Below are 26,959 nucleotides of genomic sequence, written 5' to 3'. Positions count from 1 at the left end.
TCTCTCTACCTAGGAACTTCGCCCTAGAGCCTACGGAGAGTTGTAGAGTTTTATCAATAGTGTGCAGAGCTTTGCTTCTGTTTGCGCTCACCGCATATATTCAACCAAAGTTGATGCGGTTTTAAAGTGTTTAATGTTTGAGCTGTATCTCATATCCGGTATTGTATGAGGCTAGGAGCGTATAAACGTGCTGAATATGATTTTTGTCCTGATAACCTAAGACGTGTTGAGTGAAATGGCTTTCTAGGATATCTATCAAATGGAAGAAGATGAAAAGGCGATTATGATGTTGGTCGTGATTGTGGGGCTAGTGCTCGTTTGGATAGCGCTTGAAGAGCTTAACTATCTTGGATTCTCAATAAAATAAGCCCCGTTAAACATGAGTCAAACGGGGCCTTTCTCTTTTGTAAATGCTAATTTCGGTTAGCTAACCGCACGTACTTTGCCTTGCTTCAGGTCATTCAGCACTTGCGCTTTAGGACCATCAGCAATGATGCTGCCTTTCTCCATCACAATTACTCGATCAACGATGTCGAGCATCGACGTTTTATGCGTAATCAGTATCAATGTTTCGCTCGGTTTGAGCTGAGATAGCTGGTGCTTAATATGCATTTCAGAGCGGTTATCCATCGCGCTGGTCGGTTCATCCATGAGTAGGACGGGAGGACGGCCCAAAAATGCACGAGCGATCGTGACTGCTTGACGTTGACCACCAGAAAGCATCGCACCACCTTCACCTACTTGACGTTCTAAACCAGCTGGATCCGATTGTGTAAATGCGGTCACGCCTGCACGGTTTGCTGCATCAAGCACGTCTCGGTCATCCGTTAGTGGACGACCCAAGGTAATATTGTCGCGAATCGAACCGAAGAATAGATTCGAATCTTGAGGCACACAGCCGATGTTACGTCGAACATCAACGTGGTGAAGCTGTGCGATATCAGTATCATCGATACGTACGTGTCCCTCTGTTGGCTTATACAAGCCCATGATCAAGCGCTCTAACGTTGTCTTACCCGAACCAATCCGACCGATGATAGCGACTTTTTCTCCAGGATTTATCGTGAGAGAAATGTTACGTATAGACGCGACAGGAGAGTCTGGGTAATGAAACGTTACGCGATCAATTTCAATCTTACCTTGGATGATTGGGCGATGGATGTAGCGTTTCCCTTCTTCTTGCTCGTCTGGCATTTCCATGACTTGATTGATAATCGTCATAGAAGACTTCGCCTGGTTGTAGCGCGTTGAGAGCAAAGACAGCTGAACCAAAGGCCCTATGGCGCGACCACTCAACATGGTTGCGGCGATTAAGCCACCCATAGTGAGCTCGCCCTCTGCAATCAGATAAACACCGAGAATGATCATCCCAACGTTACTACTTTGCTGCACGAAGCCTGCCGCATTCTGGATGCTGTCGGTAATGCGGCGGCTTTTGATGTTCCAGTTCGCCATGTGCGCCACCGCTTCTTCCCAACGGTATTGGAATTGGCTTTGTGCGCTGAGCATTTTTACGGTTTCTAGCCCCGCTAGACTCTCAATTAAGTTGGCGTATTTTTGCGATGCTAAGCGTGACCCTTCCTCTATAGAGCGACGCAGCGGTCCTTGAATCAGCAGTGAATGAACAATCAAAATGACCACGCCGACCATTGGAACATACACAAGATCGCCAGCCATTAGCCATATAATCACCAAGAACAGAATGGCAAAAGGCAGGTCAATTAGGGCACTGACGGTTGCAGACGTGAAGAATTCTCGAATAGATTCAAACTCTTGAAGATGGCGAGCGAATGCGCCGACCGAAGGCGGCTTGGACTCCATTCGGATGCCCATCACTTTGCTGAACAGTTTGGAGGAAATCAGAATGTCAGACTTCTTTCCTGCGACATCAATAAAGTAGTTTCTCAACGATTTGAGTATGAAATCGAATAGAAAGACAACAAAGATGCCGCTTGCCAATACCCATAAGGTTTCAAACGCGAGATTCGGTACCACTTTGTCGTACACCAAGCGAGTGAACAGCGGGGCGGCAACGGCAAAGAGGTTGATGAGAAGTGAGGCGATTAAAACATCGCGGTAGATACGTTTTGACTGCCACAAGGTTGACCAAAACCAGTGACCTTCGTTGGTTTTGAGCACCTCGGGAGAGCGCTCATCGAAACGGAATTGCTTTTTAACTAAAAAGTAGCGACCAGTGTACTGCTCAAGTAGGTCTTCTAATGGAATGGAGATTGGCACCATTCCACTTTCTAAGGTGGTGACTTCGGCTTCGCGTGTCTCCGCGTTAATGCTGTTGAGAACGCATGAGTCACCGCCTTTAAGAACTAAGATTGCCGGCAGAATCAGGCTGGAGATGTTCTCCAGCTCTGCACGGTTTTCCTTGGCAACCAATCCGGCCCTTTCCGCTGCTCTTGGTAGCAAAAATGGAGTTAGCTTGCCGTCTGAAAGCGGAAGGCCATTGACCAGCGCTTCTGGCGAGTTAGCTAACCCATAGTAACGGCTAACGTAGATGAGCGAATTCAGTAAAGGGTCTTTCATCTGTGGTAAACCTTTTTATTCCTTGTCGACGATGAATCCTTGGAATACCTCAACAAAATGCTCGGTGAGGAAGTCCAACTGGATTTGAGTTTCAATACGCGACGCGATAGTCGTAATGCCTAGGTTATGGGCAGTACGAGAAATCGACGTTAGCGTGAATTTCTGTTTTTCGTCGTGTAAGTTGTGTGTGAATAGGTAATCGAGCTTCACATAGTTAGGGCGGAACTCTTGGATGTACTCCAATGATTGGAAGTTACGTCCATAGTTATCTACGCCAAACTCAGCCCCGGATTGGCGAATGGCATTACATAACAGCGCCGTGTGGTGAGGCTGATCAATAAAACACTCCTCTGGAATTTCAAAGTGTAGCTTAGAGGCCACTTTTGCGTGTTTTTCTAACATGCTGGTGGTCCAGCGAATGAACGATGGCTGAGACAAGCTGCTTTGCGCAATATTGATCGCGACAGGATCGGTTAGCTCGCCACTTTCTAGCATCTTAATCATCGACTCAATAACGTATTGGTCGAAAATATTGGTGGCGTCTAACTGCTCTAGTGCGAATAAATATTGGTTGGCACGGAACGTTTCGCCCTCTTTTTCGATGCTTGAGAACACTTCGTTATGGAACACTTTACCCCAAGTGTTCTTCGCTGCTTGGAAGCGGAATTTAACCCAATCGCTATGAATCGCTTCTTCAACCAGCGCTTTCCACTGCTGTTTACCCATTAAGTTAGAAGGTGTGTCACTGCCGATAAAGCCGTAAGCTTTGTCTGGTTGAGCTTTGGCTTTCGAGAGCGCATTATCCACCATAGATAAGATTTCAGAGCGCGTTTTTTGGTCTTTACTATGCGCAACACCTAAGGCTGCTTTTGGTTTGGCTAGACCGGTTGGATCAGTGTTCAACCCGTTAACGCAGTTCACGATGCTGTCCGCCAAAATGCGTAGTTCGCTTTCATCCATGTGTGGGAAAAGCAGGCCAAACTCATCACTAGATAGGCGTGCAATGGTAGCTCCCGGCACATCAATGGTGTTTTTCAGACGTTGAGACAGCTCTTTTACGTGGGCATCGGCGCGTTGGTAGTCTTTTGTCTCGTAAATGTCACCAATGTATTCTGCATGGAGTAGCGCGATACCCCCTTGCGTTTGCTCTGCAAGCCATTGGTCTATTTGGTTGATGTAGAACGAGCGATTACCCAGTTTGGAGATAGGGTCGAGGTAAGCTTGAGCACGCAGTCGTTGTGCCTCTTTCGCTTGCTCTTTGAATGACAGCTCAATTTGAGCAGACATCATGTTAATGCCATCTACCACCGCGATCAGATCTTTAGTTCTTGGACGAGCAAGTGGTTCACCAAATTGGTTATTAGCGATTTCATGCATTTTTTTCACGATGGCCGCTAATGGTTTTAGTGAGCGACGGAGGATGTACGAAATCGCAATTAAACCAGCCAGGAAAATGACACTGAACGCAGATAACAAACCAATAAAGCCTTGCCAGAGCTGCTCGTAAGCTGCTCCTGGGTGGCTAATGATTTCCACTTCAGCAAGTTGCATCCAACCACTGGTTACTACGCGCTTATCGTGAATGGCTTTGAATAGATTCATGTCGATAAACCATTGTGGCACCGTACTTGGTTTAACCGGGTAAGTGCGCACGATTTGGTAGTCAGAATCTAAAGCGGTCAGGCGAACAACCGAGTAGGTGCTGCCGTCAAACAGAGCATTAATCACGGATTCTACCGCGACTTTATCTTTGTCTTTAAGGTAAGGAGCCAATGCCAAACCTACGGTGTTAATGGTGTTGTTGACCTCTGAACGTTGCTGTTGTTCCAAGCTGTCTCGAGTCGTGTTGAATTGGATTACGAATACTGATGCCAACAAGAGTATAAAGACCGTAACCATTCCCACTACAAGCTTCTTATATAGGGTCATGTTTCTCACTCGTCATAGTTAATTTTAGGTTTATTTAACTGCAACTTACGTTCGCGCGAGCGTAAGTCATTCCAAAGGCTCAACCGTGATGCTTTCCCTGCCAGCTCTCCAGTGCTAGCAGAAGACTTCATCAACCACAGGTTTGTACCATTAAAACTGTATATCGGTAGCAAGTCGCTACGTTTAGAGGCTCGGACAATATCAGGGTTGATATTGTCGAGAATGAGCGGCTCAGAGCTTGGGGTTGGGTAGTAAGCTAATACCATGTGAAACTGATTCAGTTCGATGGCTTTTACGTAGATCAAACGCATCTTAGAATCTGGTATTCCTAGCTCGAGTAACGAGAAGTACTTGGCGATGGTGAAATCCTCACAATCCCCTGCATTACTCCCTAAAAATTCGAGTGGCGTAGCCCAATAATCTGTCTTTCCCCACAGTTTTATGTCGTCAACAAAATACAGCTGGTTAAAAAAGTCGTTGACGCCAGCGAGCTGTTCATGTGTCTCTAATTGTTTAAATAAGTCGAGGTTTTTTCGCCATGTATTTACGCGCAATCCCGCACGTTCGCCGTACACCGCTGTGACCGTATTGACCCATTGTTGTTCTTTACTGCTTAACGCACCAATTTGGAACGAAAAACAACTTAAACTGATTAATAATGTAACTTTACGCTTCAAATTGGATCGCATATTCGACTCATATCACAAGTATACTCTTCTAAAGGGTTCGTCAGTGAGAAACAAGTGCTTTTTATTTAATCACTTATCGCTCAATACTCGCCGTTGTGAGTACCTTGGTGTGATTTACTCCTTCAAGGCGTTCGTTTTGGCACTTAAAATCGGTTTAAGTAGATATTCCAAAACGGTTCGCTTCCCTGTGATGATATCGACCGATGCCGTCATTCCTGGAATGATTGGTAAATCTGCATCTTGACCAAAATTCGTTTTATCGGTGCGGACACGAACGATGTAAAAGCTATTTCCTTCTTCATCTTGGGTTGTATCTGCGCTGATGTGCTCCAATTCACCCTCTAAGCCGCCGTACTTAGTGAAGTCGTAAGCCGTAAACTTCACGATGGCGTGTAGGTCTGGGCGCAAAAATGCAATGTCTTTTGGCGCAATTTTCGCTTCTACTAATAACGTATCTTCAGTTGGTACAATTTCGACGATATCCATGCCTGGCTGGATAACACCCCCAACGGTGTTGATGTTCAGCGTTTTGATTTTGCCTGTTACTGGCGAGTTCACAACGGTTCGATTGACTCTATCTTCTAAACCCACAGCTGATTCAACCAAGGCAGATAACTGGTCTTGGGCGCTGTTGAGTTTCTCTTGCTGTTCAGAGCGGAATTTGAGCGCAACATCAATGCGATTAAGCATGGATTCTCGAATCGCTGACTTTAATACCGGGATTTTGAGCTCACTGGAAGTCATTTCGCGGCGGGTGTCGTTGACTTGGCGTTGTAACTTGAGTAATTCAATACGAGGCACAACACCTTCATCAGCCAACGGTTTGGTGATGTCTAATTCTTTCTTCGCATATTGATAGCTTTGACGTAAGTTCCTTACTCGCGCTTCAATCTCTACTAAGTCCTGCTGCTTTTGCTGAACTTGTTGGTCAATCACCGAAAGTTGGTTGCGTAAATTGTCTAAATCTTCGCGGTATTCAGCTTTCTGGCGCTGAGTGAGTTTCGGTTGAGTTTCTTCTAAAGTTGGTGGAAAGGTCAGTTTGCCATAATCGAGTACTACGCTTTGGCGCCAGTTTTCCGTTTCAAAATCACGATTCACGGCAACACTGTTGATTGAAGCTGAGAGTTGCAGCACAGACGCAGTTAGGTTGGCAACTTGTTGTTCACGCTCACGAAAATCAGAGCGAAAGCGAGTGTCATCGATAAGAAGTAACTGCTGACCTTTTTCAACCAACTGCCCTTCTTTGACTAAAATTTCTTTGACTAAGCCACCTTCTAAGTTTTGGACAACTTGAATCTGTGAAGAGGGAATGACTTTTCCCTGACCAACAGTGACCTGGTCGATTTCAGCCCAAGACGCCCAGCCTATTGCAGCAATAAAAAACAACACCATCACCCAGAGCATCAAACGTGCGCTGTTGGGGGTGTTGAGGAGCAATGCTGCAGTTTTGTCGTCAACAAAATCCAACTCTTCATTGTTGAGTTTGTTGTAGTTATCTCGGCTCATCACAGTCCCTGCTTATATAAATGCTGATTATCTTTTTGATCTTATTATTATTAACCGATCATGTCAGTATGCTCGGCGAATAAAAATATGAGACGAAGACCATTCTCTCTCCGAATGAGCGTTTTCAATGCTTCTTTAGCAAAAGAAAAGTGAAGATATCGTCAGAGTATGGCTATTGCGCCTTGAACTTGGTTTTATCCAACTGATGTTTTTTTAGTTTGTCGTACAAGGTTTTGCGTGATACCTGTAATTCTAGTTGAACCTCTTTGAGTCTGCCTCGGTGTCTTTGTAGTGCATCGAATAATAAGCAATATTCAAAGTATTCTGTGCGCTGAGTCATACTCTGAATTTCGATACTTTTTTCACTGTTCCAATCTTCCATTCGGAAGGTATCTGGCTTGAGTGCGCGAAGTTCTGCAAATTGGCGCAGCTGCTTAATATTCTCTGGCCATTCTAAATCGGTCAGATGTTTGACTTCTTCTAAGCTAATGTGTGGCGGTTGAAGTTGGTAACGACTCGCAGCGTGGCGTACAAAGTGCTTGTATAAAGGCCCTATATCTTCCTTTCTTTCATCGAGTGTCGGCAAGTGAATTAGAGTAGCTAGGGCTTTGATAGACGGATCAACTTGGGTTGTCGCACCAAAAACACGCTCAAGTTTCGGGTGCTTAAACAAGCATTGCCATTGTTCATGTGATACATGTTCAGCACTATGTAAGTACAAGCTGCAATGGCTTTTTCCTTCAATCAAGCGATGTATGGCTTTATCGAGGGCTTCTAATGAAAGTTCATAGAGATCCTCACCAGAAGCGGCGATTAACTCGCTGTCTGGCGTTGCATGTATGTCGTGGGCAAATTGTGCGGCGAGCCGGCGACCTGTGCCATCTTGACCAACAAAAATGATCGGCTGGTTCGTTGGTGCGCTGATCAAAGCGCGACGAATGCTTACCATGGCTTTACTATGACCAATCATTTTCGGACCAACATGAGTTTGCATGTCGAGCTCTTTCTTAAGCCAGATGTTTTCCTGCAATAGATTCAACTTATCGCCAGCATTATTGAGCGACTTCATCAGTTGTTCCGTTGAAAAAGGCTTTTCGAGAAAGTCGTACGCGCCGCTTTTCATGGCATCTACCGCGGTTTTCACATCTCCATGTCCGGTAAGTACGATAAATTGAAAGTGATCGTTTTTGCTTCGCAACGTTCGCATGAACTCCAATCCATCCATCACAGGCATATGGATATCTGTGATGATGATCGCTGGCGTATTTGGGTCGATAACGCGTAAGGCTTCCACGGCGTTTGGTAAGCAGGTGACGTCTATCCCTTCAATAAGCAGTGCTTGAGCGACGGCATCACGAATATGTGGTTCATCATCAACAAAGAAAACGGGATTATTCATGGTTGTTTTCCACTTCTGGGTTGCGTTGGTTTTGGATAGCGATTGGCAGCGTTACGATAAAGGTCATGCCTCCTGCTTGTTGTTCCGTGTTCTGATGTTTATAAGCACTGAGTGAGCCGTGATAGCTTTCTAAAATGCGTTTGGAGATGGTCAAACCTAACCCTAAGCCCTCTGGCTTAGTCGTAAAAAATGGGTCAAAGACTTTTGCTAGGGCTTCGTCCGACATGCCGGGCCCGTTGTCGGAAACAAGAATGTCACAGCTGTCATCATGACACTGAACGGCAATAGATATTTGCGGATCAATGCAGTAGTTTTCCATCGCTTGTGCAGCATTATGGAAGAGATTTATCAGAACTTGCTCTAACTCAACGCTGTGAATTGCTAGCTTCACATTATAATCGATGGTTGGGACTTTTAATGTCACCCCTTGTTTAATGAGTTTGTTGCTCAAAATGCTGGTGGCAGTATGTACTGCGTCGTGCAGTACCGCGATTTCATTGTGTGAATCGTGCGTGGCTTTCCGAGTAAAGACTTTTAAGCGTGCGATCACTTCCGAAATGGTGTCATTGAGTGTCAGCATTTTGCCCAAATTGTCGGCGACCATTGGGTATTTTTCCATTGCCAACAAACGCTGCGAGTTTTCGGTATAGGTTCTTAGTGCGGAAAGTGGCTGATTTATCTCATGATTAATACTGGCAGACAGCTCGCCCAATAGTGCCAATTTCGCGGCTTGAGTCAATTCTTGTTGTGTTTGTTTAAGTTCTTGTTGGCTTTGCTCATATTGGCGGATGGTCTGCTGTAGCTTTTGGTTGGCTTCACTCAGCACTAGTGTCCGTTGCACTACTTTTTCTTCTAGGCTCACATTAAGGTCGGCTAGGCGAGCCTTGTTCACGAGTGTTTGGAACCACGCCAACGCAATCAGCGCAATGAGCGCATATAGAATCAGAAAGACGACATCAGCCTGTAACACGGCGGCAAGGACGGTGTTGTGGTTTATCAAGGCCACGACGCGAAATCCTTTATCCAATACATGTGTCGCGTATGCGAGGTAATTGGGTGAGAGGAGCAATTGATTATCAGCAAACTCGCTGACGCCACTTTGCGCGGTAAGCTCACCAAAATACTCTGGTAAGGTATCGCCATACTGACGCGTTTCGGTAAGCTCGTTTATCGCACTCGGTGACAGCGGGAAAAGTGCACGATAGCGCCAGTTAGGCAAATTGCTCATAAACACGACATTGTGTTTATCCGTGATGAGTACGTCCGTCGTGGTTTGCGAAAGACGCTGTTCTAACTGCTCCAAATTCACTTTTACCGTGATCACGCCAACGACCTCATCATTTACCCAAAGCGGGGATGAGAAGAAGTACCCACGTTTATTTGAGCGAACGCCTAACCCGACATATTGAGCGGGTTCACCGCGTCGCGCATTTTTAAAATAGGGACGATAGCTAAAGCTGGAACCAACAAACGTATCTTCTTGCTGAAAGTTACTTGAGGCAATGACTAACCCTGTGCGGTCATGAACGTAAATCGTATCGGCCAAACTTTGTTTCAACCAATCTGCTAACAATAGGTTGAGCTCGTGAGAGGGCGCTCCGCGTTCTACTGCTTTGAGTAATCTCGGATCGTGACTTAATAGGTTTGGTATCTGTTCAAACTTTGCCAGCTCGTAGTCGACTTCTTGCGACACTTGCGCTGCTTGTCTCTCTAGCTTTTGTTGCCACTGATCATGTTGGTATTGAGTTGCGTAATGATGAGTAAGCGCGAGCCCTGAAATGCCAACGGCACACAGTAGCAATAGAAAATGGCGTAGGGCTTTAGGGTTGAGTAAGTTCACGATCAGCTCACTGGTTTTTTGTGTCATGGTATCAAATGACACACTGTGATGCTGTGAGCGGCAACGATAACAAGCACAATGATGTCCTTGTATTTCCTCAGTATCGGGAGCACAATCGACAAAAACGAGTGAAGGAGTAAAGATGGAACTTGCTGATATTCGTCGTGAGTACACCAAAGGTGGGCTACGTCGTAAAGATTTGAAAGCTGATCCTATTGATCAATTTAATCTGTGGCTAGAGCAAGCAGTTGAAGCGGGTTTAACGGATCCGACTGCGATGACAGTTGCAACGGTTGATGAAAATGGCATGCCGTTTCAACGCATTGTTCTATTAAAAAACGTCGACAAAAATGGCTTTGTATTTTACACCAACCTAGGCAGTCGCAAGGCCCAGCAGCTTGAGCATAACAGCAATATTAGTTTGCACTTCCCTTGGCATCCGTTAGAGCGCCAGGTTCATATTACTGGTGTGGCGGAAAAGCTCACCGCCGTAGAAAATATGAAATACTTTACTTCTCGTCCAAAAGAGAGCCAATTAGCCGCAATCGCGAGCAAGCAAAGTAGCCGTATTTCTGCTCGAGGCGTATTAGAAGGTAAGTTTTTAGAGCTAAAACAGAAATTTGCGAAGGGTGAAATACCGGTTCCAACCTTCTGGGGTGGCTTTCGCGTAAAACCACAGAGCATCGAGTTTTGGCAGGGTGGTGAACATCGTCTTCATGACCGCTTTCTTTTCTCCCAACATGATGGAAGTTGGGACATTGACCGTCTAGCGCCATAAACTCTCTTGCCTCATGAATAAACAAACACCGCCACTTGGGCGGTGTTTTTGTAGGTGGAAAGTGGCGCGAATTATCGTTCTCCATTCAACACTACCGATAATTGATGCTTAAGCAGCGTTTTGGGTACAACAGAGCCGTAGCCAGCTTCCATTGCTTTATCTATTAGTTCGTTCTTGCTGTTCGCTGCAAACTTATTACGTAAGCGTGCGACGTGTCCTTCAACGGTTTTTGTTGATATGCCCATGACCTGAGAGATGAATTGTGGCTTCTTGCCGTAGAGCAGGAGGAAAAGCGTTTCTTGCTCGCGACATGTGAGTTTCTCTGGTTTTGGTTGTAAATCAGAGAAACGAAAGATGGATTGCTGATTAGGGTTGGTGCTGATTGCACGACAAACCCAATACCCCACTTCAATCACGGCGGTGTCGGTGAGTTCTCTTCCGTAGAAAATGGTCCCTACGATGTTACCATTGTCATCTCGCCACGGTGTTTTAGTAAAGATATGCGCTCGCCAGCGGCCATCTGGATAAGGATGTATATCAAGAATTTTGAGTGACTCACCAGTTTCGATGACGTGTTTATCTTGGCGTTGAAATTCTTGTGCACATTCAGTGGTTGGGCTTGCCATCTCAAAATCAGTTTTACCGACGCACTCCTCGGGCGACGTGTGTCCCAACAGTTCTGCGTATTCCTGATTTACGTAGCGGAATACCGAATCTTTATCTTTGCATCCCCAACAACCAGGTAGCTGTTTAAGGAGGGATTGTTCTATGGTATCGACTGAAATATTCACAAAAGGACTCACTACATACTGCTTTTACCAATACAGAGACGTCCGTGTTGCGTTGTTAATATTGACATTGCCAAGTAGGCAGTCACGTTGCTAGAACACGTTCGTTGATTGGCGCTCAATCCAATTAAGTTCATGGTGTTCGATATTTTCGTCACACAGCGACAAACAACAACGAAATTGAACGAAGAATTTAATTGGGAAAATGGTCTGTTTCATTACAGATATGTGCGCTCACGGATGTCCGCCTGATGTTCGGCTTACAACTCGTATCGTCCTTGATCATGCTTCCTACAACTCAGTTGTAATTTAGTTAGCGTTCATATCACTCATCGAGAGGGAGAACGGTGCCTAAGTCATATGAGAGGGACAGTGAGACGAAAGCTATAATATCAGCTTATGCCATTGTTTTCATTGTTGAGAAGCGAAAAAAAAGCCAGCCTGAAGACGGGCTGGCAACACAAGATATAATCTTGTCGACGTGTAGAAGAGGTTCTAAATTACCTAGCGAGGGTCAGCTAAGTAAGTTAGAGGTATCAATGAGATACCGAGAGCTTTAGATCGTATGCATCTTAAAGCTCGAGGACTAATGTATTGAATCAGAAGCATATTAGTAAGGGGGGAAATCCCTCTATGTTGATTTCAAGAGGTGGCTTTGATCTGTTTATGAGGCGATTTATCTATTTTGAACCGCAGTGTTCTACCAAATAACGGATTGTTCGGTAACAAGGATCTTTATATCTATTGGTTATGTATACGTAAGGTGCTTCTATCTATCCGTTTTTGTTAATAAAATTGGTTGCTCATTGACCGTAAGTTAACCTCGCATGATCATCGTTCCGGAACTATGATCATGTAAACGAACTTGATCATGCTGTTTTGATCTTGTGCGATTGAGTTGGGGAAAAGTTGCAACCCAACAAGGAAGGTATATGATGCCAAGACGTAAGCTGACCGTGTAAAGACGACTGTTTAAAATGAGTGATTCAGATAACCCCAAAGCCCCGCCATATCAAGAGATTATGCTGCCTAAGCCAGCAGAACTGATCACACTTCCGTCTTATATGGACTGCCATGATCATTCTTACACACAGATCGTGATTGGTTTAAAAGGACAAGCCGAATTTGAAGTGCGTGGACGAGGTAATCTTGTCGGTCCTGGCCAAGGTTGTGTGGTAACCGCATGCTCTGATCATGCTTTCGGTGGCGTCATTAATCAATCGGATATTTTGGTGCTGAATATGCCAAAACCGACAAATGATGATCCTGAAATGCTGCAGAAAATCAATAATCTAGAAAGAGACCATGTCTACTTTCAGTTAGACGGTCAAATTCAGAAGCTGATACAGATGTTGGTTCAGGAAATGCGAAACCATCCGGATGATCTGCTGTTAAGTCGTGCGTGCAACGACACTGTGATTGCACTGATGCAGCGCCATATCTCGGCATTTGAGACTAGCCGAAAAGAGTCACGCTTTGATTTGGAGGCGATTGATCGCTACATCGAGCAGCACCTTAGCCATAAGATCAGTGTGGCTCAGTTAGCGGGACGAGTGTTTCTTGGGGAAAGTCAGTTCCATTGCTTGTTTAAGGAGCAGATGGGGATTACACCTCATCAATATGTTCTCGGAAAGCGTATCGACATGGCTCGTGAATTAATCGAGCAAGGCCACCTTTCTTTAGGGCAAATTGCCGAATTCACTGGTTTCTCAAGCCAGAGTACGTTTACTCATACTTTTACTCGCTTACAGGGAATATCGCCATCCCGCTATAAAAAACAAGTTGGATAACAACGCGTATTTTTAGGTCAAATTAGCAGCAATCAGAACAAAACCATGCAATATGCATGGTTTTTTTTGTGTTTTATTCACGTGACCTATCTCTCGTTTTGTTAAATTCTCTGTCCTTTGGTGTGACTGATATGCCACTTGATCCTACATTTTCTCTTAGAACGAGCGCTTCACAAAAATCTTATTGATATTCCTGACATTTTGTTGTGAATGCAATGAAAAAATTAAAATTTACAACACAAAATATTACCTATTTGAATGTGACTATGTGGATGTTTTGTTATAAAAGCGAGTTTTTGGCAAAAATGTCGTAGTTTTTGACAAGTATTCTTATCGGCCTCAAAATACACTGCCAGCCATTGATAATCCTCGAAGCGGTTTTCGAGGAGTGAGATTGAGGAACACACATGTTTACAGCTACGAACGTGTTGACACCGGAATTTATCGGGCAGCCGCTTGATAAGTTGTGGTCACTGATCTCGCCATTGTATATGGTGGACGAGTCTCAATGGCTAGAGCAACTATTGCCACTAGCGACGCCGACAGAGGATGAAAAATCGGCGATCACTACCCAAACGACCCAACTTATCGAAGCCATTCGTGCCGATAAGAAGTCAATCCAGATGATTGATGCTCTGTTGTTGGAATACAGCTTAGATACTCAAGAAGGTATCTTGCTGATGTGTCTTGCAGAAGCATTAATGCGCATCCCAGATGCCGCGACAGCAGATTCTTTGATTAAAGATAAGTTGAGCGTCGCAGACTGGAAATCTCACCTGAAAAACTCTGACTCTGTGTTTGTTAACGCATCAACATGGGGCCTCATGCTAACAGGTAAAGTGGTTGGTCTTGGTGAGCAAGGCACCCAGAGCCCAGGTCAGGCTGTAAACCGTCTGGTAAATAAATTCTCTGAGCCTGTGATTCGTAAAGCCATGTATCAGGCAATGAAGATCATGGGTCACCAGTTTGTTCGTGGTCGTACGATCGAAGAAGCGCAAAAGAATGGTCGCCCAATGCGCGACAAAGGTTTCACCTACTCATTTGATATGTTAGGTGAGGCGGCGTTAACTACAGCGGACGCGAACAAGTACTTCAAAGATTACCTAATGGCGATCGAAGCGGTAGGTCGAGAGACTTACGGCAATGACACCAGTCCTGCGCCTTCGATTTCCATCAAGCTTTCTGCATTACACCCGCGCTACGAAGTCGCAAATGAAGAACGTGTAATGACAGAGTTGTATGACTCACTAATGCAGCTATTGAAACGTGCAATTGAAGTCGACGTTGCAATCACAATCGATGCAGAAGAAGCGGATCGCCTTGAGCTTTCTCTGAAGCTATTTGAGAAAGTGTACCGTAGCGATCTTGTGAAAGGTTGGGGCAAGTTTGGTTTGGTTATTCAAGCCTACTCAAAACGTGCTCTACCAGTCTTGGTGTGGCTAAACGCACTCGCAAAAGAGCAGGGTGACCTTATTCCGCTGCGTTTGGTTAAAGGCGCGTACTGGGACAGCGAAATCAAGTGGTCTCAACAAGCGGGTTACGCTAATTACCCGGTATACACTCGCAAAGAAGCGACGGACGTTGCGTACCTAGCTTGTGCTCGTTTCCTACTTAGCGAAGGTGTTCGCGGTAATATCTACCCGCAATTTGCAAGCCACAATGCCCACACGGTGACGGCAATCGCCGTTATGGCTGAGCACAAAGAGTACGAGTTCCAGCGTCTACATGGTATGGGTGATTCACTGTATAACCATGTTATGGAAATGTATGGTCAGCCAGTACGTATTTACGCTCCTGTCGGTAGCCATGCTGATCTTCTTCCGTACTTGGTTCGTCGTCTGCTGGAAAATGGCGCAAACAGCTCGTTTGTACACCGTCTGGTTGATGCGCGTTGTCCGATTTACGAGTTGACTCATCACCCTGTTGATGTGTTGACGGGTTTTGACACGCTACACAACGACAAGATCCCATTACCTGCCGACATCTTCCCTGAGCGTAAGAACTCATACGGCGTCAACATTGATATCGACAGTGAGGCGAAGCCATTTGAAGCGCAAGTAGAAAGCTTCATGGATAATCAGTGGGTTGCAGGCCCGATGATCAATGGTGAGCGTTTTGCCGAAAGCATGATCAAGGAAAATGCGGCTGAGATCATCACCGCACCGTACGATCGCCGAATTGAAGTCGGCAAGGTGGCATTTGCAACACTTGATCATGTTTCCGCTGCAATTGATGCGGCGCAAACTGCTTTCTCTGATTGGAAAGGTGTTCCTGTTGAGCAAAAAGCGGCTTGTTTAGAAAAGCTTGCTGACTTAATGGAAGAAAATCTGGCTGAGCTGGTGGCGATTTGTCACAAAGAAGCGGGCAAGACGATTCACGATAGTATTGATGAAGTTCGTGAAGCAGTAGATTTCTGTCGTTATTACGCGAAACAAGCGCAAAACCTACAGCCATTTGAGCTAGAAGGTTTTGACGGTGTGAAACGCATTTCTAGCCGTGAAGGTCTTGGTGTGTTTGTGTGTATCAGCCCTTGGAACTTCCCTCTGGCTATCTTCCTTGGTCAGGTAACGGCAGCACTGATTGCAGGTAACACTGTGGTTGCAAAACCTGCTGAGCAAACAAGCTTAATTGCCGCTCGCGCTATTGAATTAATGCTTGATGCGGGTTTCCCTGCTGGTGTGATTCAGTTACTTACTGGTCGCGGCGCTGAGATTGGTCATGCACTGACTTCTCATGATGCTATTGCTGGTGTGGCATTCACTGGTTCAACGGCAACTGCGCAACGCATTAACGTCACGCTTGCGGAGCGCAGCGCGAAACCGGTTCCGTTTATTGCGGAAACAGGTGGTCAAAACGCAATGATCGTGGACAGTACTGCATTGCCAGAGCAGGTGGTGCGTGATGTGATTCGTTCAGCGTTTGCATCTGCCGGTCAGCGTTGTTCTGCCCTTCGTGTTCTATTTGTACAAGAAGATGTTGCAGACCGTATGATCAACCTGATTCAAGGTGCGATGAATGAGCTGCATGTTGGTTTACCTTACCTACACAAAACAGATGTTGGTCCGGTTATCGACAGCAACGCAAAACAAAAACTCCTTGCTCACCTTGAGCAAATGAGCAAAACACAGACTAAAGTCGCTCAGCTGCAACTTGACGAATCGTGCCAGCATGGTGACTTTGTCTCACCAAGTGCGTTTGAAATCTCGGGCATCGATGTGCTGAAAGAAGAACAATTTGGTCCAATCTTGCACATTGTTCGCTTTAAAGCGTCTGAATTACCGAACGTGGTTGCGCAGATCAACAAAACGGGTTTTGGCTTGACGATGGGTATCCATAGCCGTAACGAAACCACGTACCGTTGGATTGAGAAACATGCTCGAGTAGGTAACTGCTACATCAACCGAGACCAAGTTGGTGCTGTGGTTGGCGTACAGCCGTTTGGTGGTCAAGGCTTGTCGGGTACTGGCCCGAAAGCTGGTGGTCCACACTACCTATTCCGCTTTACTCAACATCTTCTTGCTCAAGCAGAAAACGCATAAGGAGTCGCATTATGGTTCATCAGATCACCTATTTTAAAGATGCATTCTCTGCGTGGGAGCAGTGGAATCTGACTGATTTTGATTACAAATGCGAGCATGTTCTGGCATTTAAATCTGCATTAGAAGGGCAGCAGTCTACCGTTGCCAAAGTGGTTTCTTACCACTTGCAACAAGCATCAACTCTTCTTGCAGAAACTCACCAGTTAGTTGGCCCTACAGGGGAAACTAACGAACTGTATGCCGCAGGACGCGGTGTGGCTTTGGTGATTTGTGAAAACAACATCGAGCCTGCTGATAATGCGTTATACAGTGCTTTTGCAATGATCACCTGTGCCTTAATTGCAGGCAACAGCGTGGTCGTTTGCAGTGACAATGCAGAGCTAAACCAACTGGTTAAGCAAGCTGTAGCGTTGGCAAACTTCCCATCTAACTTAGTCCAGGTTGTTGCGTACGATGCGTCTGCCCCGTTGCTTGAGAGCGATGTACGTAGTGTGGGTTATGTTGGGCGTTCACAGGTTGAGCATGCGCTCAATCTTCAACTAGCTAAGCGTGACGGTGCAATCGTCGGCTTAGTTTCTGAAACGGATTTAGAGTCACCGAAATTGGCTCATGATCCTCATCTCTCGTTGCGCTTCATTACCGAGCGCACTCGAACGATAAATATTACCGCGGTGGGTGGTAACGCGACTCTACTCGAGTTGGGGAACGAAACTCACTAACCTGACTTGTGATACCAATCTGGAGTAACTGGACTGAGAGCCGGTCCAGATTGGTTTCTTATACTCTGATGTATTGCTGAGACGGTAAAATATCAGGGCAGGCAAGGAAGGAAATAATTATAACGAGGACTATCTAATGATAGAAAATAGCTTTGCTATCACGTCCACTTTTGTGGCGTATTTACTGATTATGGTTGCTATTGGCGTTTACGCGTATAAGAGGACTTCCAATTCATCTGATTACTTCCTAGGTGGCCGTAGCCTAGGTCCGTGGCCTGCTGCATTATCTGCAGGTGCTTCAGACATGAGTGGTTGGTTGCTGCTAGGCTTGCCTGGCTATGCGTACGCTGCGGGTATCGAGGCCTTCTGGTTAGCCGGCGGCCTACTTCTTGGTACATGGGCAAACTGGCTCATCAGTGCAAAACGCCTACGTACCTACAGTATCCAAACTGACGCGTTAACGTTGCCAGAGTTCCTGTCACGTCGCTTCAACGATAAGTCGAAACTGATCCAGACAATCTCTGCGTTTTTCATTCTTCTATTTTTCCTTTTCTACACCAGCTCAGGTTTGGTCGCAGGGGGCAAACTGTTTGAGACGGTATTCGGTCTAGATTACACTTACGCTGTTATCATCGGTACGGTGTGTGTGGTTTCTTACACACTATTCGGTGGTTTCCTTGCGGTATCTTGGACTGACTTAGTGCAAGGTCTGCTAATGGCCGCTGCGCTAATGATTGTTCCTGTTGCTGTTATGGACGGTGGTCTAGGTCAGCTAACTTCTGATCTGCATGACATCAACCCAGAACTTGCAACGCTATGGAATGACGCCAAAGGTGAACCACTGTCTGCGATTGCTATCATCTCTTTAGCGGCATGGGGTCTTGGTTACTTTGGTCAGCCACACATCCTAGCGCGTTTTAAAGCGTCTCGTTCAAACAAAGATCTAACGACTGCACGTCGTATCGCTGTGATTTGGACTGCACTATCTATGGTTGGTGCAATGCTTGTTGGTCTTGTCGGTCTGGTTTGGGTTACGGGTCATCCGGGCACTCAACTAGAAGATGGCGAGAAGATCTTCATGCTATTGGTTAACGCAGTATTCCACCCTGTCGTTGCGGGTATGTTGTTAGCAGCAATCCTAGCGGCGGTAATGAGTACAGCAGACTCACAGCTTCTTGTTTCATCTTCAGCGCTTGCAGAAGATTTCTACAAGCAAGTATTCAAGCCAGAAGCCTCTTCTGAAGAAATCGTAATGATTGGTCGTATCGGTGTTATCGTTATTTCGCTTGTTGCGCTATTCCTAGCGATGACGCCTGATAGCTCAGTACTTGGTCTTGTATCTTACGCTTGGGCTGGTTTTGGTGCGGCATTTGGTCCTGCGGTTGTACTTAGCCTTTACTGGAGCGGTATGAACCGTAACGGCGCGTTAGCAGGTATTCTTGTTGGTGGTATCACTATCGTAGTTTGGAAGCAGCTAACTGGCGGTTGGTTTGATGTGTATGAAATCGTACCGGGCATCATCTTCTCTACGCTTGCTATCGTTGTTATCAGCAAAGCGACAGGTGGTGCAGCGCAAGACGTATTAGACCAACATCAATCGTACGAGAAGAAACTAGTTGAACTAGACTAATTACTTCCTTGTACGAACACAAAGCCCGCTTATACAGCGGGCTTTGTTTTATCTGAACTTAATAAACGTTAATGGTGATTGATTGAGGCCAGACTGTCACGTCGCTTTATTCTTTATGAGTGTGTTAGTCACGACGAACTTTGGCGTAAATGACGGTGTTACTCAGCTCGCCAGAAGGCGCACGCCGAGCACTGCGTAGCTCACCTTCAAACTCATACCCACAGCGCTCAGCAACCGCACGACTTTTGCGGTTATTCGCATCGGCTAAAATCGCGATTCTTTTCGCGTCCAACGCTTCGAATGCATAGTTTTCAATCGCCGCTACCGCCTCAGAGATATAACCGTAGCCTACCGCGCGATCATCAAGCCAATAGCCAATCTCAAATGCCGGTATCTCTTGATCATGGATCATTAACCCAATGGCGCCGAGTAAACGATCGCTTTCCTTGTCGATTAGGTAGTAGCGCAATTCTTCTTCGAAGTTTTCAAAGTTTGCGATGGCTTTCTCTGTCCCTGCAATCATCGCTTCTAAAGTGAGCACGTGAGGTACCCATGGCAGGTAAACTTCAAGCGTTCTTTGGCTACGAACAACGGCCTGATGTGCTTCTTCTGCACGTTCCAAGCAAGCTGGGATGAGCTTTAAACGTTTGGTTTCCATGTCGAATCTCCTAGGCTTTTATACTCCAATCGTCTCGTAATGCAGGATTCAGAGCGTTATCACTAAAAATCATTTAAACAGAAACACTTAGAGACATCTAGCCTTCGCAAGAACATTATTCACTTGGTTTGTAAGGGAGAAGCTGAGAGAATTGAGGCGTTATAAACATAAAATGGTTTAATATGAAACTTCTAGTAAGAAACTTAGCTCGTGAGACGACGGAGCAAGACATCCGTACTCTGTTCTCAAACTACGGCAAAGTTGAGCTTTGCACCGTCGTGCTTGATCAAGAAACGGGTTTATCAAAAGGGTTTGGTTTTGTGATCATGCCGGATGAAGCCGAAGCCGTTGCGGCGTTGGAGGCACTAAACCTGTCTTCAGTACACAAGAGCAAGATTCGTGTGAAAGTCGCACAAGACTAGTATTTTGCCTTTCAAGGTGAAAGATAAAACCAGCTGAGAGGCTGGTTTTTTAGTGCCTTAATTTTGAGAGGTTGCTACGGTTACTTGAGGCGAAAATATTTGCTGGTATGCGCAGACTTCTCGTTCTTTTCCCTGCATTTTGATGATGTGATTGTCGATATACGTCATGCCCAACTTTTGAATGACTGATTGGGATTGTCTGTTTTCGACCAAGTGCATCGCTTTTAGGCCCGATAACTCAAAATGTGGTCTGGCAAATTGAATTAAAGCCATTGACGCTTCTTGAGCAAACCCATTACCCCAATAATCGACGCCAAGCCAATACCCTAATGTGCCGACTCCCTTAGAAATGTTTAGCAAACTAACTGCACCAATTAACGCTTCGTCTTGACGCAGGGTAATGGCATATATGACCCCACTACGTTGGTGGTATACGCCAACATGGCTCTTAATCCAAATTTGTGCCATCGGCTCTTCATAGGGATGAGGAATGTTTGCGGTCATATCAGCAATGCTCTTGTCTCCTGCGAGTCGTGCGACTGTTGCGCTGTCTGTCGGATGAAATGGGCGAAGAATAAGCCTTTCTGTAGTGAGCGTTGGTTGAAGCGTCATCGTGCGTCCTTGAGATGAGTCAGTATCGTGGAAATTGCAGATTCACACTGTAAATCAGGCGTGTTTAAACAACCAAGTAATGCCTGAATCGAAAATGTGAGTGAAAGCCATATTTAAAACGCCATAAAATTGATCATTGCAGATTGAAATAGCGAGTAGCAACAATTGGTTATGTGTGATGTGTCGTATTATTACATACATAAGCGCGTTCGTTCATAATAATGGTACAAAAGTTGAGGTCTGACCAATGTCTCAATTTTTTGATACTTTCGTCCAATTTTTTGAAGATAGGACACAAAAAATTAAAGGGGCTTTTTTATTGTGGAATTATTTTGAACAAAATATGTCAATTGTCAGTAGTACTGAAAAACAGGGAGAAGAGAAATGCCGGATATATATTGCGCAGCTTGTAGAAAATCAACGCAACATAAAGTGATCATGAAGCGTTGCGAGCCACAGCCCGTTGATTCGTTGACAGGTAAAGTGGTGAGTTTTACTCAGCTGATGGCGAAATTTGTATCAGGTGAACACTACTACGAGATGGAACCACAATACTACTGCCGATGCTGTAATCATCGTGCAATTGGAGAAGTGATTCCTCATCCTACCAGGCATACGTCGGCAGCTCTCTAATTCAGAGCGATAGCTATGATTAATAGCTAAACAGGGCGGCTTGTCCCGCACGCCAGATCTATAAAGGCATATCACACGCTTTCAAATTTGCGACTCTACGGGAGCCGCTAGATTACTTTTGTTCTTCATACTCGGTTATGGAGAGAGCGGCAGTAATCGCAGCCCTTTCCTTCCTTAGTTATTTTCTAATTATTCTCTGCTGAATTTCACATGCTGTGCATTTGATGGTTTGCAATTGTTTAAGCAACGATTAATGTGATGCTTCCTGAGTGGTTACAAGGATGTGGTTAATGAGTTACCAATTGGACCGGATTGATTTACACATTTTGAGAGTGCTTCATTCAAGAGGCAGAATTCCAGTTGTTGAACTCGCAAAGCAGATCAACTTAACGACCTCGCCGTGTTCTGACCGCGTGAAGCGACTAGAAAAAGAGGGGTATATCAATGGCTACCATGCTGAGCTGAATGCGGAAAAATTAGGGTTGGATGTGCAAGTATTCATCCATATTCGCTTAGACCAAACCAGTTTTTCCATTTTTGAAAAGTTTGCGAAAGCCGTCGAATTGATGCCGGAAATTGAAGAGTGTTATTCGCTCTCTGGGGACTTCGATACCATGATAAAGGTTCGTGTTAAGAGCATGAAAGCGTATCAGGAGTTTATGTCGAGTAAGTTAGGCACGCTTCCGGGCGTAATCCAGACTCGCAGTGAAGTGGTAATTGAAGAACATAAAACAGGATTTGGCGTGAACCCGGAGCTCCTTGGTTAGGCGAGGCTGATGTCTATGACTACAGCGCTTATGCGTTGAGCATATTATTTAACGTGACTTGGCGGATTACTTTTTCAAGATCAAAAAGGAGCCGAAGCTCCTTTTTGATAAATCGGTGAGCGACTATGCGCCGATAAAGGTGCTGATAACGCCAATTAAACCGCCAAAAACACCGCCCCAAACGACTAGCCAGCCAAGGTGTTCTTTAATCATTTTTTGCACCATTTCTTTGACCAGTGCGGGTGTTAATTCGCTCAAGCGCTGATCAATGATGCCTTCAATGTTCTGCTTTATCTCATCCATCATAGCAGGAGACTCGAACTGCTCTTTCAGTGCTTCTTTGATGTTATCGCTCTTGCTCAACTCAATAATGGATTCTTGCATCTTTTCGACGAAAGGCTGCCGCATAGGTTGTAATGCCTCCGCGCCGCCAAACATCGCTAGCATGCCGCCAAATTGAGAGCCTTCGATCACTTCTACCAAAGAGTCAAACGCTGGGTTTAAATCCACTTTCTCAATCACAGGTTGAAGATCGATGTTTACACCGCCCGCCATTTCTTTGTTCAAGAATCGATCGATGTTCGCTTCGGTAAAGAACTGCTCCATCATCAAGTTTTTGATAGCCAGTTTAAACTCTTCAAATCGCGCGGGGATCACGCCAGAACCGTATAATCCAGGCACTTTTTCAAACAGCATGTGGATGGCAAGCCAGTTAGTGATGGCGCCTGAGAACGCAAACAGCCCCGAATACCAAAGGTAGTCGTTTTGTAATTGATGACCTCCAGCCATCAAAGCGATAGCGAGGACATTCGTTAGCAAACTTTTGTTCATAGTGACCAGTTATATGTGAATATCGGAATAAATAAGTGGGCCTGATTCTATACCTAAGTCACATTGAGATGCTAGGTTTTGCCGTGATGAGTGACCGTGTTGCGAAGGGATAAAAATGGATGTGCAGAAAAACAAAACCCGACAATTACTGTCGGGCCACTGCTTTTTCTTAGAAAAACTAAGATTCTATTTTTAATTTTAGATGCGGTAGATCTTACAACAAAGTTGGCATTTCCATCTTTCTGAGTAGCCGAATAGCTTGTCAGCCCAACTTGGTTTGAGTTGTACGATCTGCATTGAACCACATTTACACATAAGCTAATTACCTTATTGTTAATCTAATAACTAAGCCATCTATTGAGTATAGCTGTTTCTCAAAAAGTGAAATGACAAATGAAGACGGCTCAAAACTCTGTATTGTGTTCATTGCAATGGATACGCAACGAGGCGGTATATTAGCAGAAAAAATGTGAGCTTTATCATGGAGGATGTTTCATATATGAGAAACTATAATGGCTATATGAGTATAGGGTTATCAATAAAAATGAAAAACGGCGCTTCATGCGCCGTTTTTATTGGGTTTCTCGCTAATTAAGAAACGTGTTGATTTTCTAACTCTTCAGCGATAAATCCGCCAGTTTGATGGGCCCAAAGCTGGGCATAAATACCGTTGTTCGCGATGAGCTCTTGGTGAGAACCTTGTTCAACAATACTGCCTTTATCTAGCACGATGAGGCGATCCATTTGTGCGATGGTCGACAATCGGTGCGCAATCGCAATAACGGTTTTTCCTTGCATTAATTCATTCAAGCTTTCCTGAATCGCTGCTTCGACTTCTGAATCCAGAGCCGATGTAGCTTCATCCAGTACCAGCAATGGTGCATCTTTTAGTAGCACACGAGATATTGCGATACGCTGACGTTGGCCGCCAGACAGTTTCACACCACGTTCACCAACTTGCGCATCGTATCCGACGTTGCCAAATGGGTCGGTCAGAGTTTCAATAAACTCATGGGCATGCGCTTGCTTAGTGGCTTTCAACAAATCTTCTTCTGTCGCATCTGGGTTGCCATACAAAATATTGTCGCGAATCGAGCGGTGCAGCAGAGAAGTATCTTGGGTCACCATACCGATCTTTGAACGCAAAGAGTCTTGTGTGACTTCTGAGATGTTCTGTCCATCGATCTTAATGCTGCCGTCTTCGACATCGTGGAAACGAAGTAACAAATTCACCAGAGTTGATTTTCCGGCGCCGGAGCGCCCAACCAATCCTACTTTCTCTCCTGGTTTGATGTTGAGATCGAGGTGGCTAATCACGCCTTTGTTCTCACCGTAATGGAAGCTGACGTTATCAAAGTGAATGCCACCTTCAGTGACTACTAAGTCTTTTGCGCCTGGTTTATCTTTAATATCAATAGGCTTAGAGAGCGTTTTCATTCCATCGACTACGGTTCCCATATTTTCAAAGAGGGCGCCAACTTCCCACATGATCCACATCGACATACCATTTACACGTAATGCAAGGCTAACAGCAATCGCAATCGCGCCAACGCTGATGGCACTATCCAACCACAGGTAAATCGATAAAGCAGCAACGGAAAACACCAAAATATAGTTTGAGATCTCTACAGCAACGTCGAAGCCGGTCACTAGGCGCATTTGACGATAGACCGTATTCAAAAATCCCTTCATCCCTTGCTCGGCATATTGGGTTTCGCGCTGGCTATGAGAAAACAGTTTGACGGTTTGAATATTGGTATAGCTGTCGACGATGCGTCCTGTCATTGTCGAACGTGCATCGGCCTGCGCTGAAGCGACGTCTTTGAGCTTAGGAACGAAATAGATTTGGATAGCGATGTAAGCGAGCAGCCAGACGATCATTGGGATCATCAAGCGCCAGTCTGCTGTCGCTAACATGATTATCATACTGGTGAAGTAAACCGTAACATAAACAAACACATCCATAGCTTTCATGACGGTTTCGCGCACAGCTAGTGACGTTTGCATGACTTTAGTTGCAACTCGGCCTGCAAAATCATCTTGATAGAAGTTTAAGCTTTGATTGAGCAAATACCGGTGTGCAAGCCAGCGGATAGACATTGGATAGTTGCCCAATAATGTTTGGTGAACGAGCAACGAATACACGATCACCAAAATGGGCATGACAACCAACAATAAGGTCCCGTAAAAAATCAAATCTGCTTTATTGTCTTGCAAGAACGTTTCTGGATCGCTGGTGGACAACCAATCAACCAATTGTCCCATCGCGCCAAACAACATAACTTCAACGACAGCAACAATCGTGGCCATCAAAGACATGATGATCAAAGGCTTTTCGTAGCCGCGGGTGTAATAACGTAAAAAAGCGAGCATCCCTGAAGGAGGCTGATCCGGTGTGGATTTGGGGAACGGCTCTGTAAAGCCTTCAAATCGTTTAAACATAACTCATCCTAAAGTTAAAACAGTGCCATTTGGGGTGGCTAAATCCATCGATTCACGCAGCTTTGGACGAAGCCGCGTGTATAAGAGTTTTTGGCTGCTCTCGAGAAAGCAGACGGATTGACGAGAGGGGCGAAAAAATAGTCTAACCGATTGTGTTTTAAATGTAACTAGTTGGTTATGGGTGTGGTTGTCTATGGTTCTGATTCTTATGATGAATTCTTCGCATGTTCATCGCGATGCCATAAAACCTTAAACCTGCATAGTGACAATAAAATTTCGGGAGAAATAAGCTAAGTTCAGTGAAAATTACTTCTAGATAATTAAATTAATTGTGAAAACAGCAAAACTGAAGTTAACAATAAATTTACAATCTCCTCATTCTAGTGATAAGGAATGTATTGGATGCTATTACACGAATCAGTGACCCAATTTGCTAATGGGAAAGAAGAAAGCACGCAAAGTGCTCAGCGCCAAACCGCAAACTGCGTAGTGATGGTGCCACCGAAAGAGTTTCGTTTTAATGAAGAAACCGCACAAGATAATGAGTTCCAACATAAAGTGTCACTCAGCCAAGAAGAAGTCTCGCGTAGAGTGATGGCCGAGTTCGCGAGTATGGTAGCAACGCTGCGTCAAGAGGGCGTTCAAGTTGTTGAGTTTGATTATCCAGCTTCAGATGTTTCGACGCCAGATGCGGTATTTCCAAACAACTGGTTTAGCACTACGCCAGATGGCATGTTGTACACCTTTCCAATGGCCTGTGAAAACCGTCAAAAAGAAGTGCGTCCCGATGCGCTTGTGGCGGCACTAGCGCAAGCTGGGCGAGAAGTTCATCGACGTAGCAGCCTAACTGAATATCTTGATGAGCAAGCGTATTTAGAAAGCACGGGTGTGATGGTCTTTGACCACTTAAATAAAACGGTCTATGCCGCACTCTCACAACGTTGTGATCGTCTGGTTTTAGAAGATTACGCCGATCGTATTGGCTATGAACGAGTGATCTCTTTCCAAACTCGTTTGCCATCTGGTGCGCCTATTTACCATACCAACGTGATGATGGCTGTGGGTGAGCAGTTCTGCGTGATTTGTGACGAAGTGATCCCAGAATTTGAGCGTCGTTTTGTGATGAAATCACTCGCCAAAGATAAGCAAGTGATCTCTATCTCGATTGAGCAAATGAACCACTTCTGCGGCAACATTCTTCAGTTGGAAACCATCAATGGAGATAAAGTCATTGCGATGTCGCAATCGGCATACGATGCTTTCTCTCCTGCACAAAGAAATCAACTTGCGACGCACGGTAAATTGCTGCCATTCGATGTTTCTACCATAGAATCTATTGGTGGTGGCTCGGTTCGCTGTATGTTGGGTGAGGTCTTTTTGCCTAGTCGACAAGCGGTGTTATAAACATATTGTGCAGTTTTGCTTGCACATGCAGGTGACGTTCATTCT

At 45.2% G+C, this 26,959-nt stretch carries 20 protein-coding genes; 9 read left to right on the top strand and 11 right to left on the bottom strand.

Translation table 11 applies throughout. The annotated features are described in order from the left end of the window. Positions 1 to 423: 423 nt before the first annotated feature. From L3V27_RS07365 to L3V27_RS07340, 6 genes are all read right to left on the bottom strand, one after another. Positions 424 to 2,538: a type I secretion system permease/ATPase gene (locus tag L3V27_RS07365; RefSeq protein ID WP_006740888.1), complete on the bottom strand. Its 2,115-nt coding sequence runs from the start codon at positions 2,536 to 2,538 to the stop codon at positions 424 to 426. A 15-nt stretch (positions 2,539 to 2,553) separates the two neighbouring features. Then, entirely contained in the window at positions 2,554 to 4,467 is a 1,914-nt protein-coding gene (locus L3V27_RS07360; protein ID WP_031780239.1) for an EAL domain-containing protein, read from the bottom strand. A gap of 5 nt (positions 4,468 to 4,472) precedes the next feature. Further along, positions 4,473 to 5,156, bottom strand: coding sequence for a transglutaminase-like cysteine peptidase (locus L3V27_RS07355; RefSeq protein WP_005392134.1), 684 nt, complete (start codon positions 5,154 to 5,156; stop codon positions 4,473 to 4,475). A gap of 114 nt (positions 5,157 to 5,270) precedes the next feature. Beyond that, entirely contained in the window at positions 5,271 to 6,662 is a 1,392-nt protein-coding gene (locus tag L3V27_RS07350) for an HlyD family type I secretion periplasmic adaptor subunit (RefSeq protein WP_005392136.1), read from the bottom strand. A gap of 172 nt (positions 6,663 to 6,834) precedes the next feature. After that, on the bottom strand, positions 6,835 to 8,061 hold the full coding sequence (locus L3V27_RS07345; RefSeq protein ID WP_124008169.1) for a response regulator: 1,227 nt from the start codon (positions 8,059 to 8,061) through the stop codon (positions 6,835 to 6,837). Then, a complete protein-coding gene (locus L3V27_RS07340; protein ID WP_237311568.1) occupies positions 8,054 to 9,928 on the bottom strand; it encodes an ATP-binding protein in 1,875 nt (624 codons plus the stop codon). Before L3V27_RS07340 ends, L3V27_RS07345 begins: the two co-directional genes overlap by 8 nt. Positions 9,929 to 10,043: 115 nt before the next feature. Between L3V27_RS07340 and pdxH the strand changes: the two genes are divergently transcribed. Further along, positions 10,044 to 10,679: a pyridoxamine 5'-phosphate oxidase gene (gene pdxH, locus L3V27_RS07335; RefSeq protein WP_005392142.1), complete on the top strand. Its 636-nt coding sequence runs from the start codon at positions 10,044 to 10,046 to the stop codon at positions 10,677 to 10,679. Positions 10,680 to 10,750: 71 nt separating this feature from the next. On the opposite strand, the gene L3V27_RS07330 is transcribed toward pdxH, so the two are convergent. Next, positions 10,751 to 11,470: a helix-turn-helix transcriptional regulator gene (locus tag L3V27_RS07330; protein WP_005392144.1), complete on the bottom strand. Its 720-nt coding sequence runs from the start codon at positions 11,468 to 11,470 to the stop codon at positions 10,751 to 10,753. Between the two features lie 974 nt (positions 11,471 to 12,444). On the opposite strand from L3V27_RS07330, the gene L3V27_RS07325 reads away from it, so the two are divergent. The 4 genes from L3V27_RS07325 (at position 12,445) to putP (ending at position 19,145) form a co-directional block, all read left to right on the top strand. Further along, a complete protein-coding gene (locus tag L3V27_RS07325; protein ID WP_006740882.1) occupies positions 12,445 to 13,257 on the top strand; it encodes an AraC family transcriptional regulator in 813 nt (270 codons plus the stop codon). Positions 13,258 to 13,664: 407 nt separating this feature from the next. Further along, positions 13,665 to 16,796 (top strand): bifunctional proline dehydrogenase/L-glutamate gamma-semialdehyde dehydrogenase PutA, encoded by a 3,132-nt coding sequence (gene putA, locus L3V27_RS07320; protein WP_006740881.1) that lies wholly within the window; start codon positions 13,665 to 13,667, stop codon positions 16,794 to 16,796. A gap of 11 nt (positions 16,797 to 16,807) precedes the next feature. Next, positions 16,808 to 17,515: a 1-pyrroline-5-carboxylate dehydrogenase gene (locus L3V27_RS07315; RefSeq protein WP_006740880.1), complete on the top strand. Its 708-nt coding sequence runs from the start codon at positions 16,808 to 16,810 to the stop codon at positions 17,513 to 17,515. A gap of 136 nt (positions 17,516 to 17,651) precedes the next feature. Next, a complete protein-coding gene (putP, locus tag L3V27_RS07310; RefSeq protein WP_005392162.1) occupies positions 17,652 to 19,145 on the top strand; it encodes a sodium/proline symporter PutP in 1,494 nt (497 codons plus the stop codon). 124 nt (positions 19,146 to 19,269) lie between these two features. On the opposite strand, the gene L3V27_RS07305 is transcribed toward putP, so the two are convergent. Next, the gene (locus L3V27_RS07305) at positions 19,270 to 19,803 is read right to left on the bottom strand and encodes a GNAT family N-acetyltransferase (RefSeq protein ID WP_237311461.1); all 534 of its coding nucleotides are present in this window, start codon (positions 19,801 to 19,803) and stop codon (positions 19,270 to 19,272) included. 182 nt (positions 19,804 to 19,985) lie between these two features. Here L3V27_RS07305 and L3V27_RS07300 point away from each other — a divergent pair, with 182 nt between their 5' ends. After that, positions 19,986 to 20,225: an RNA-binding protein gene (locus tag L3V27_RS07300; RefSeq protein ID WP_005392166.1), complete on the top strand. Its 240-nt coding sequence runs from the start codon at positions 19,986 to 19,988 to the stop codon at positions 20,223 to 20,225. 57 nt (positions 20,226 to 20,282) lie between these two features. Here L3V27_RS07300 and L3V27_RS07295 read toward each other — a convergent pair whose 3' ends face one another. Next, positions 20,283 to 20,837, bottom strand: coding sequence for a GNAT family N-acetyltransferase (locus tag L3V27_RS07295; protein WP_237311460.1), 555 nt, complete (start codon positions 20,835 to 20,837; stop codon positions 20,283 to 20,285). Between the two features lie 384 nt (positions 20,838 to 21,221). On the opposite strand from L3V27_RS07295, the gene L3V27_RS07290 reads away from it, so the two are divergent. Both L3V27_RS07290 and L3V27_RS07285 read left to right on the top strand, forming a co-directional pair. After that, positions 21,222 to 21,470, top strand: coding sequence for a hypothetical protein (locus tag L3V27_RS07290; protein ID WP_012842405.1), 249 nt, complete (start codon positions 21,222 to 21,224; stop codon positions 21,468 to 21,470). Between the two features lie 290 nt (positions 21,471 to 21,760). Then, the gene (locus L3V27_RS07285) at positions 21,761 to 22,237 is read left to right on the top strand and encodes an Lrp/AsnC ligand binding domain-containing protein (protein ID WP_006740877.1); all 477 of its coding nucleotides are present in this window, start codon (positions 21,761 to 21,763) and stop codon (positions 22,235 to 22,237) included. Positions 22,238 to 22,360: 123 nt separating this feature from the next. Here L3V27_RS07285 and L3V27_RS07280 read toward each other — a convergent pair whose 3' ends face one another. Both L3V27_RS07280 and L3V27_RS07275 read right to left on the bottom strand, forming a co-directional pair. Continuing rightward, the gene (locus tag L3V27_RS07280; protein WP_237311457.1) at positions 22,361 to 23,068 is read right to left on the bottom strand and encodes a DUF445 domain-containing protein; all 708 of its coding nucleotides are present in this window, start codon (positions 23,066 to 23,068) and stop codon (positions 22,361 to 22,363) included. A 591-nt stretch (positions 23,069 to 23,659) separates the two neighbouring features. Then, positions 23,660 to 25,510, bottom strand: coding sequence for an ABC transporter ATP-binding protein (locus L3V27_RS07275; RefSeq protein ID WP_237311455.1), 1,851 nt, complete (start codon positions 25,508 to 25,510; stop codon positions 23,660 to 23,662). 402 nt (positions 25,511 to 25,912) lie between these two features. Here L3V27_RS07275 and L3V27_RS07270 point away from each other — a divergent pair, with 402 nt between their 5' ends. Further along, positions 25,913 to 26,914 (top strand): arginine deiminase-related protein, encoded by a 1,002-nt coding sequence (locus L3V27_RS07270; RefSeq protein ID WP_237311453.1) that lies wholly within the window; start codon positions 25,913 to 25,915, stop codon positions 26,912 to 26,914. Positions 26,915 to 26,959 lie beyond the last annotated feature (45 nt).

It is taken from the genome of Vibrio sp. J2-3(2022) (genome assembly GCF_021725735.1).
GTDB lineage: Bacteria > Pseudomonadota > Gammaproteobacteria > Enterobacterales > Vibrionaceae > Vibrio > Vibrio diabolicus.
This window is presented reverse-complemented; position numbering and strand designations above follow the sequence as displayed.

Excerpts from the sequence above, each read along its gene's own strand:
- L3V27_RS07340 (WP_237311568.1), bottom strand. The coding sequence starts at position 9,928 with ATGACACAAAAAACCAGTGAGCTGATCGTGAACTTACTCAACCCTAAA.
- L3V27_RS07300 (WP_005392166.1), top strand. The coding sequence starts at position 19,986 with ATGAAACTTCTAGTAAGAAACTTAGCTCGTGAGACGACGGAGCAAGAC.
- L3V27_RS07360 (WP_031780239.1), bottom strand. The coding sequence starts at position 4,467 with ATGACCCTATATAAGAAGCTTGTAGTGGGAATGGTTACGGTCTTTATA.
- L3V27_RS07275 (WP_237311455.1), bottom strand. The coding sequence starts at position 25,510 with ATGTTTAAACGATTTGAAGGCTTTACAGAGCCGTTCCCCAAATCCACA.
- L3V27_RS07270 (WP_237311453.1), top strand. The coding sequence starts at position 25,913 with ATGCTATTACACGAATCAGTGACCCAATTTGCTAATGGGAAAGAAGAA.
- putP (WP_005392162.1), top strand. The coding sequence starts at position 17,652 with ATGATAGAAAATAGCTTTGCTATCACGTCCACTTTTGTGGCGTATTTA.
- L3V27_RS07315 (WP_006740880.1), top strand. The coding sequence starts at position 16,808 with ATGGTTCATCAGATCACCTATTTTAAAGATGCATTCTCTGCGTGGGAG.
- L3V27_RS07350 (WP_005392136.1), bottom strand. The coding sequence starts at position 6,662 with ATGAGCCGAGATAACTACAACAAACTCAACAATGAAGAGTTGGATTTT.
- L3V27_RS07280 (WP_237311457.1), bottom strand. The coding sequence starts at position 23,068 with ATGAACAAAAGTTTGCTAACGAATGTCCTCGCTATCGCTTTGATGGCT.
- L3V27_RS07285 (WP_006740877.1), top strand. The coding sequence starts at position 21,761 with ATGAGTTACCAATTGGACCGGATTGATTTACACATTTTGAGAGTGCTT.
- pdxH (WP_005392142.1), top strand. The coding sequence starts at position 10,044 with ATGGAACTTGCTGATATTCGTCGTGAGTACACCAAAGGTGGGCTACGT.
- L3V27_RS07295 (WP_237311460.1), bottom strand. The coding sequence starts at position 20,837 with ATGACGCTTCAACCAACGCTCACTACAGAAAGGCTTATTCTTCGCCCA.
- L3V27_RS07305 (WP_237311461.1), bottom strand. The coding sequence starts at position 19,803 with ATGGAAACCAAACGTTTAAAGCTCATCCCAGCTTGCTTGGAACGTGCA.
- putA (WP_006740881.1), top strand. The coding sequence starts at position 13,665 with ATGTTTACAGCTACGAACGTGTTGACACCGGAATTTATCGGGCAGCCG.
- L3V27_RS07345 (WP_124008169.1), bottom strand. The coding sequence starts at position 8,061 with ATGAATAATCCCGTTTTCTTTGTTGATGATGAACCACATATTCGTGAT.
- L3V27_RS07290 (WP_012842405.1), top strand. The coding sequence starts at position 21,222 with ATGCCGGATATATATTGCGCAGCTTGTAGAAAATCAACGCAACATAAA.
- L3V27_RS07325 (WP_006740882.1), top strand. The coding sequence starts at position 12,445 with ATGAGTGATTCAGATAACCCCAAAGCCCCGCCATATCAAGAGATTATG.
- L3V27_RS07365 (WP_006740888.1), bottom strand. The coding sequence starts at position 2,538 with ATGAAAGACCCTTTACTGAATTCGCTCATCTACGTTAGCCGTTACTAT.
- L3V27_RS07355 (WP_005392134.1), bottom strand. The coding sequence starts at position 5,156 with ATGCGATCCAATTTGAAGCGTAAAGTTACATTATTAATCAGTTTAAGT.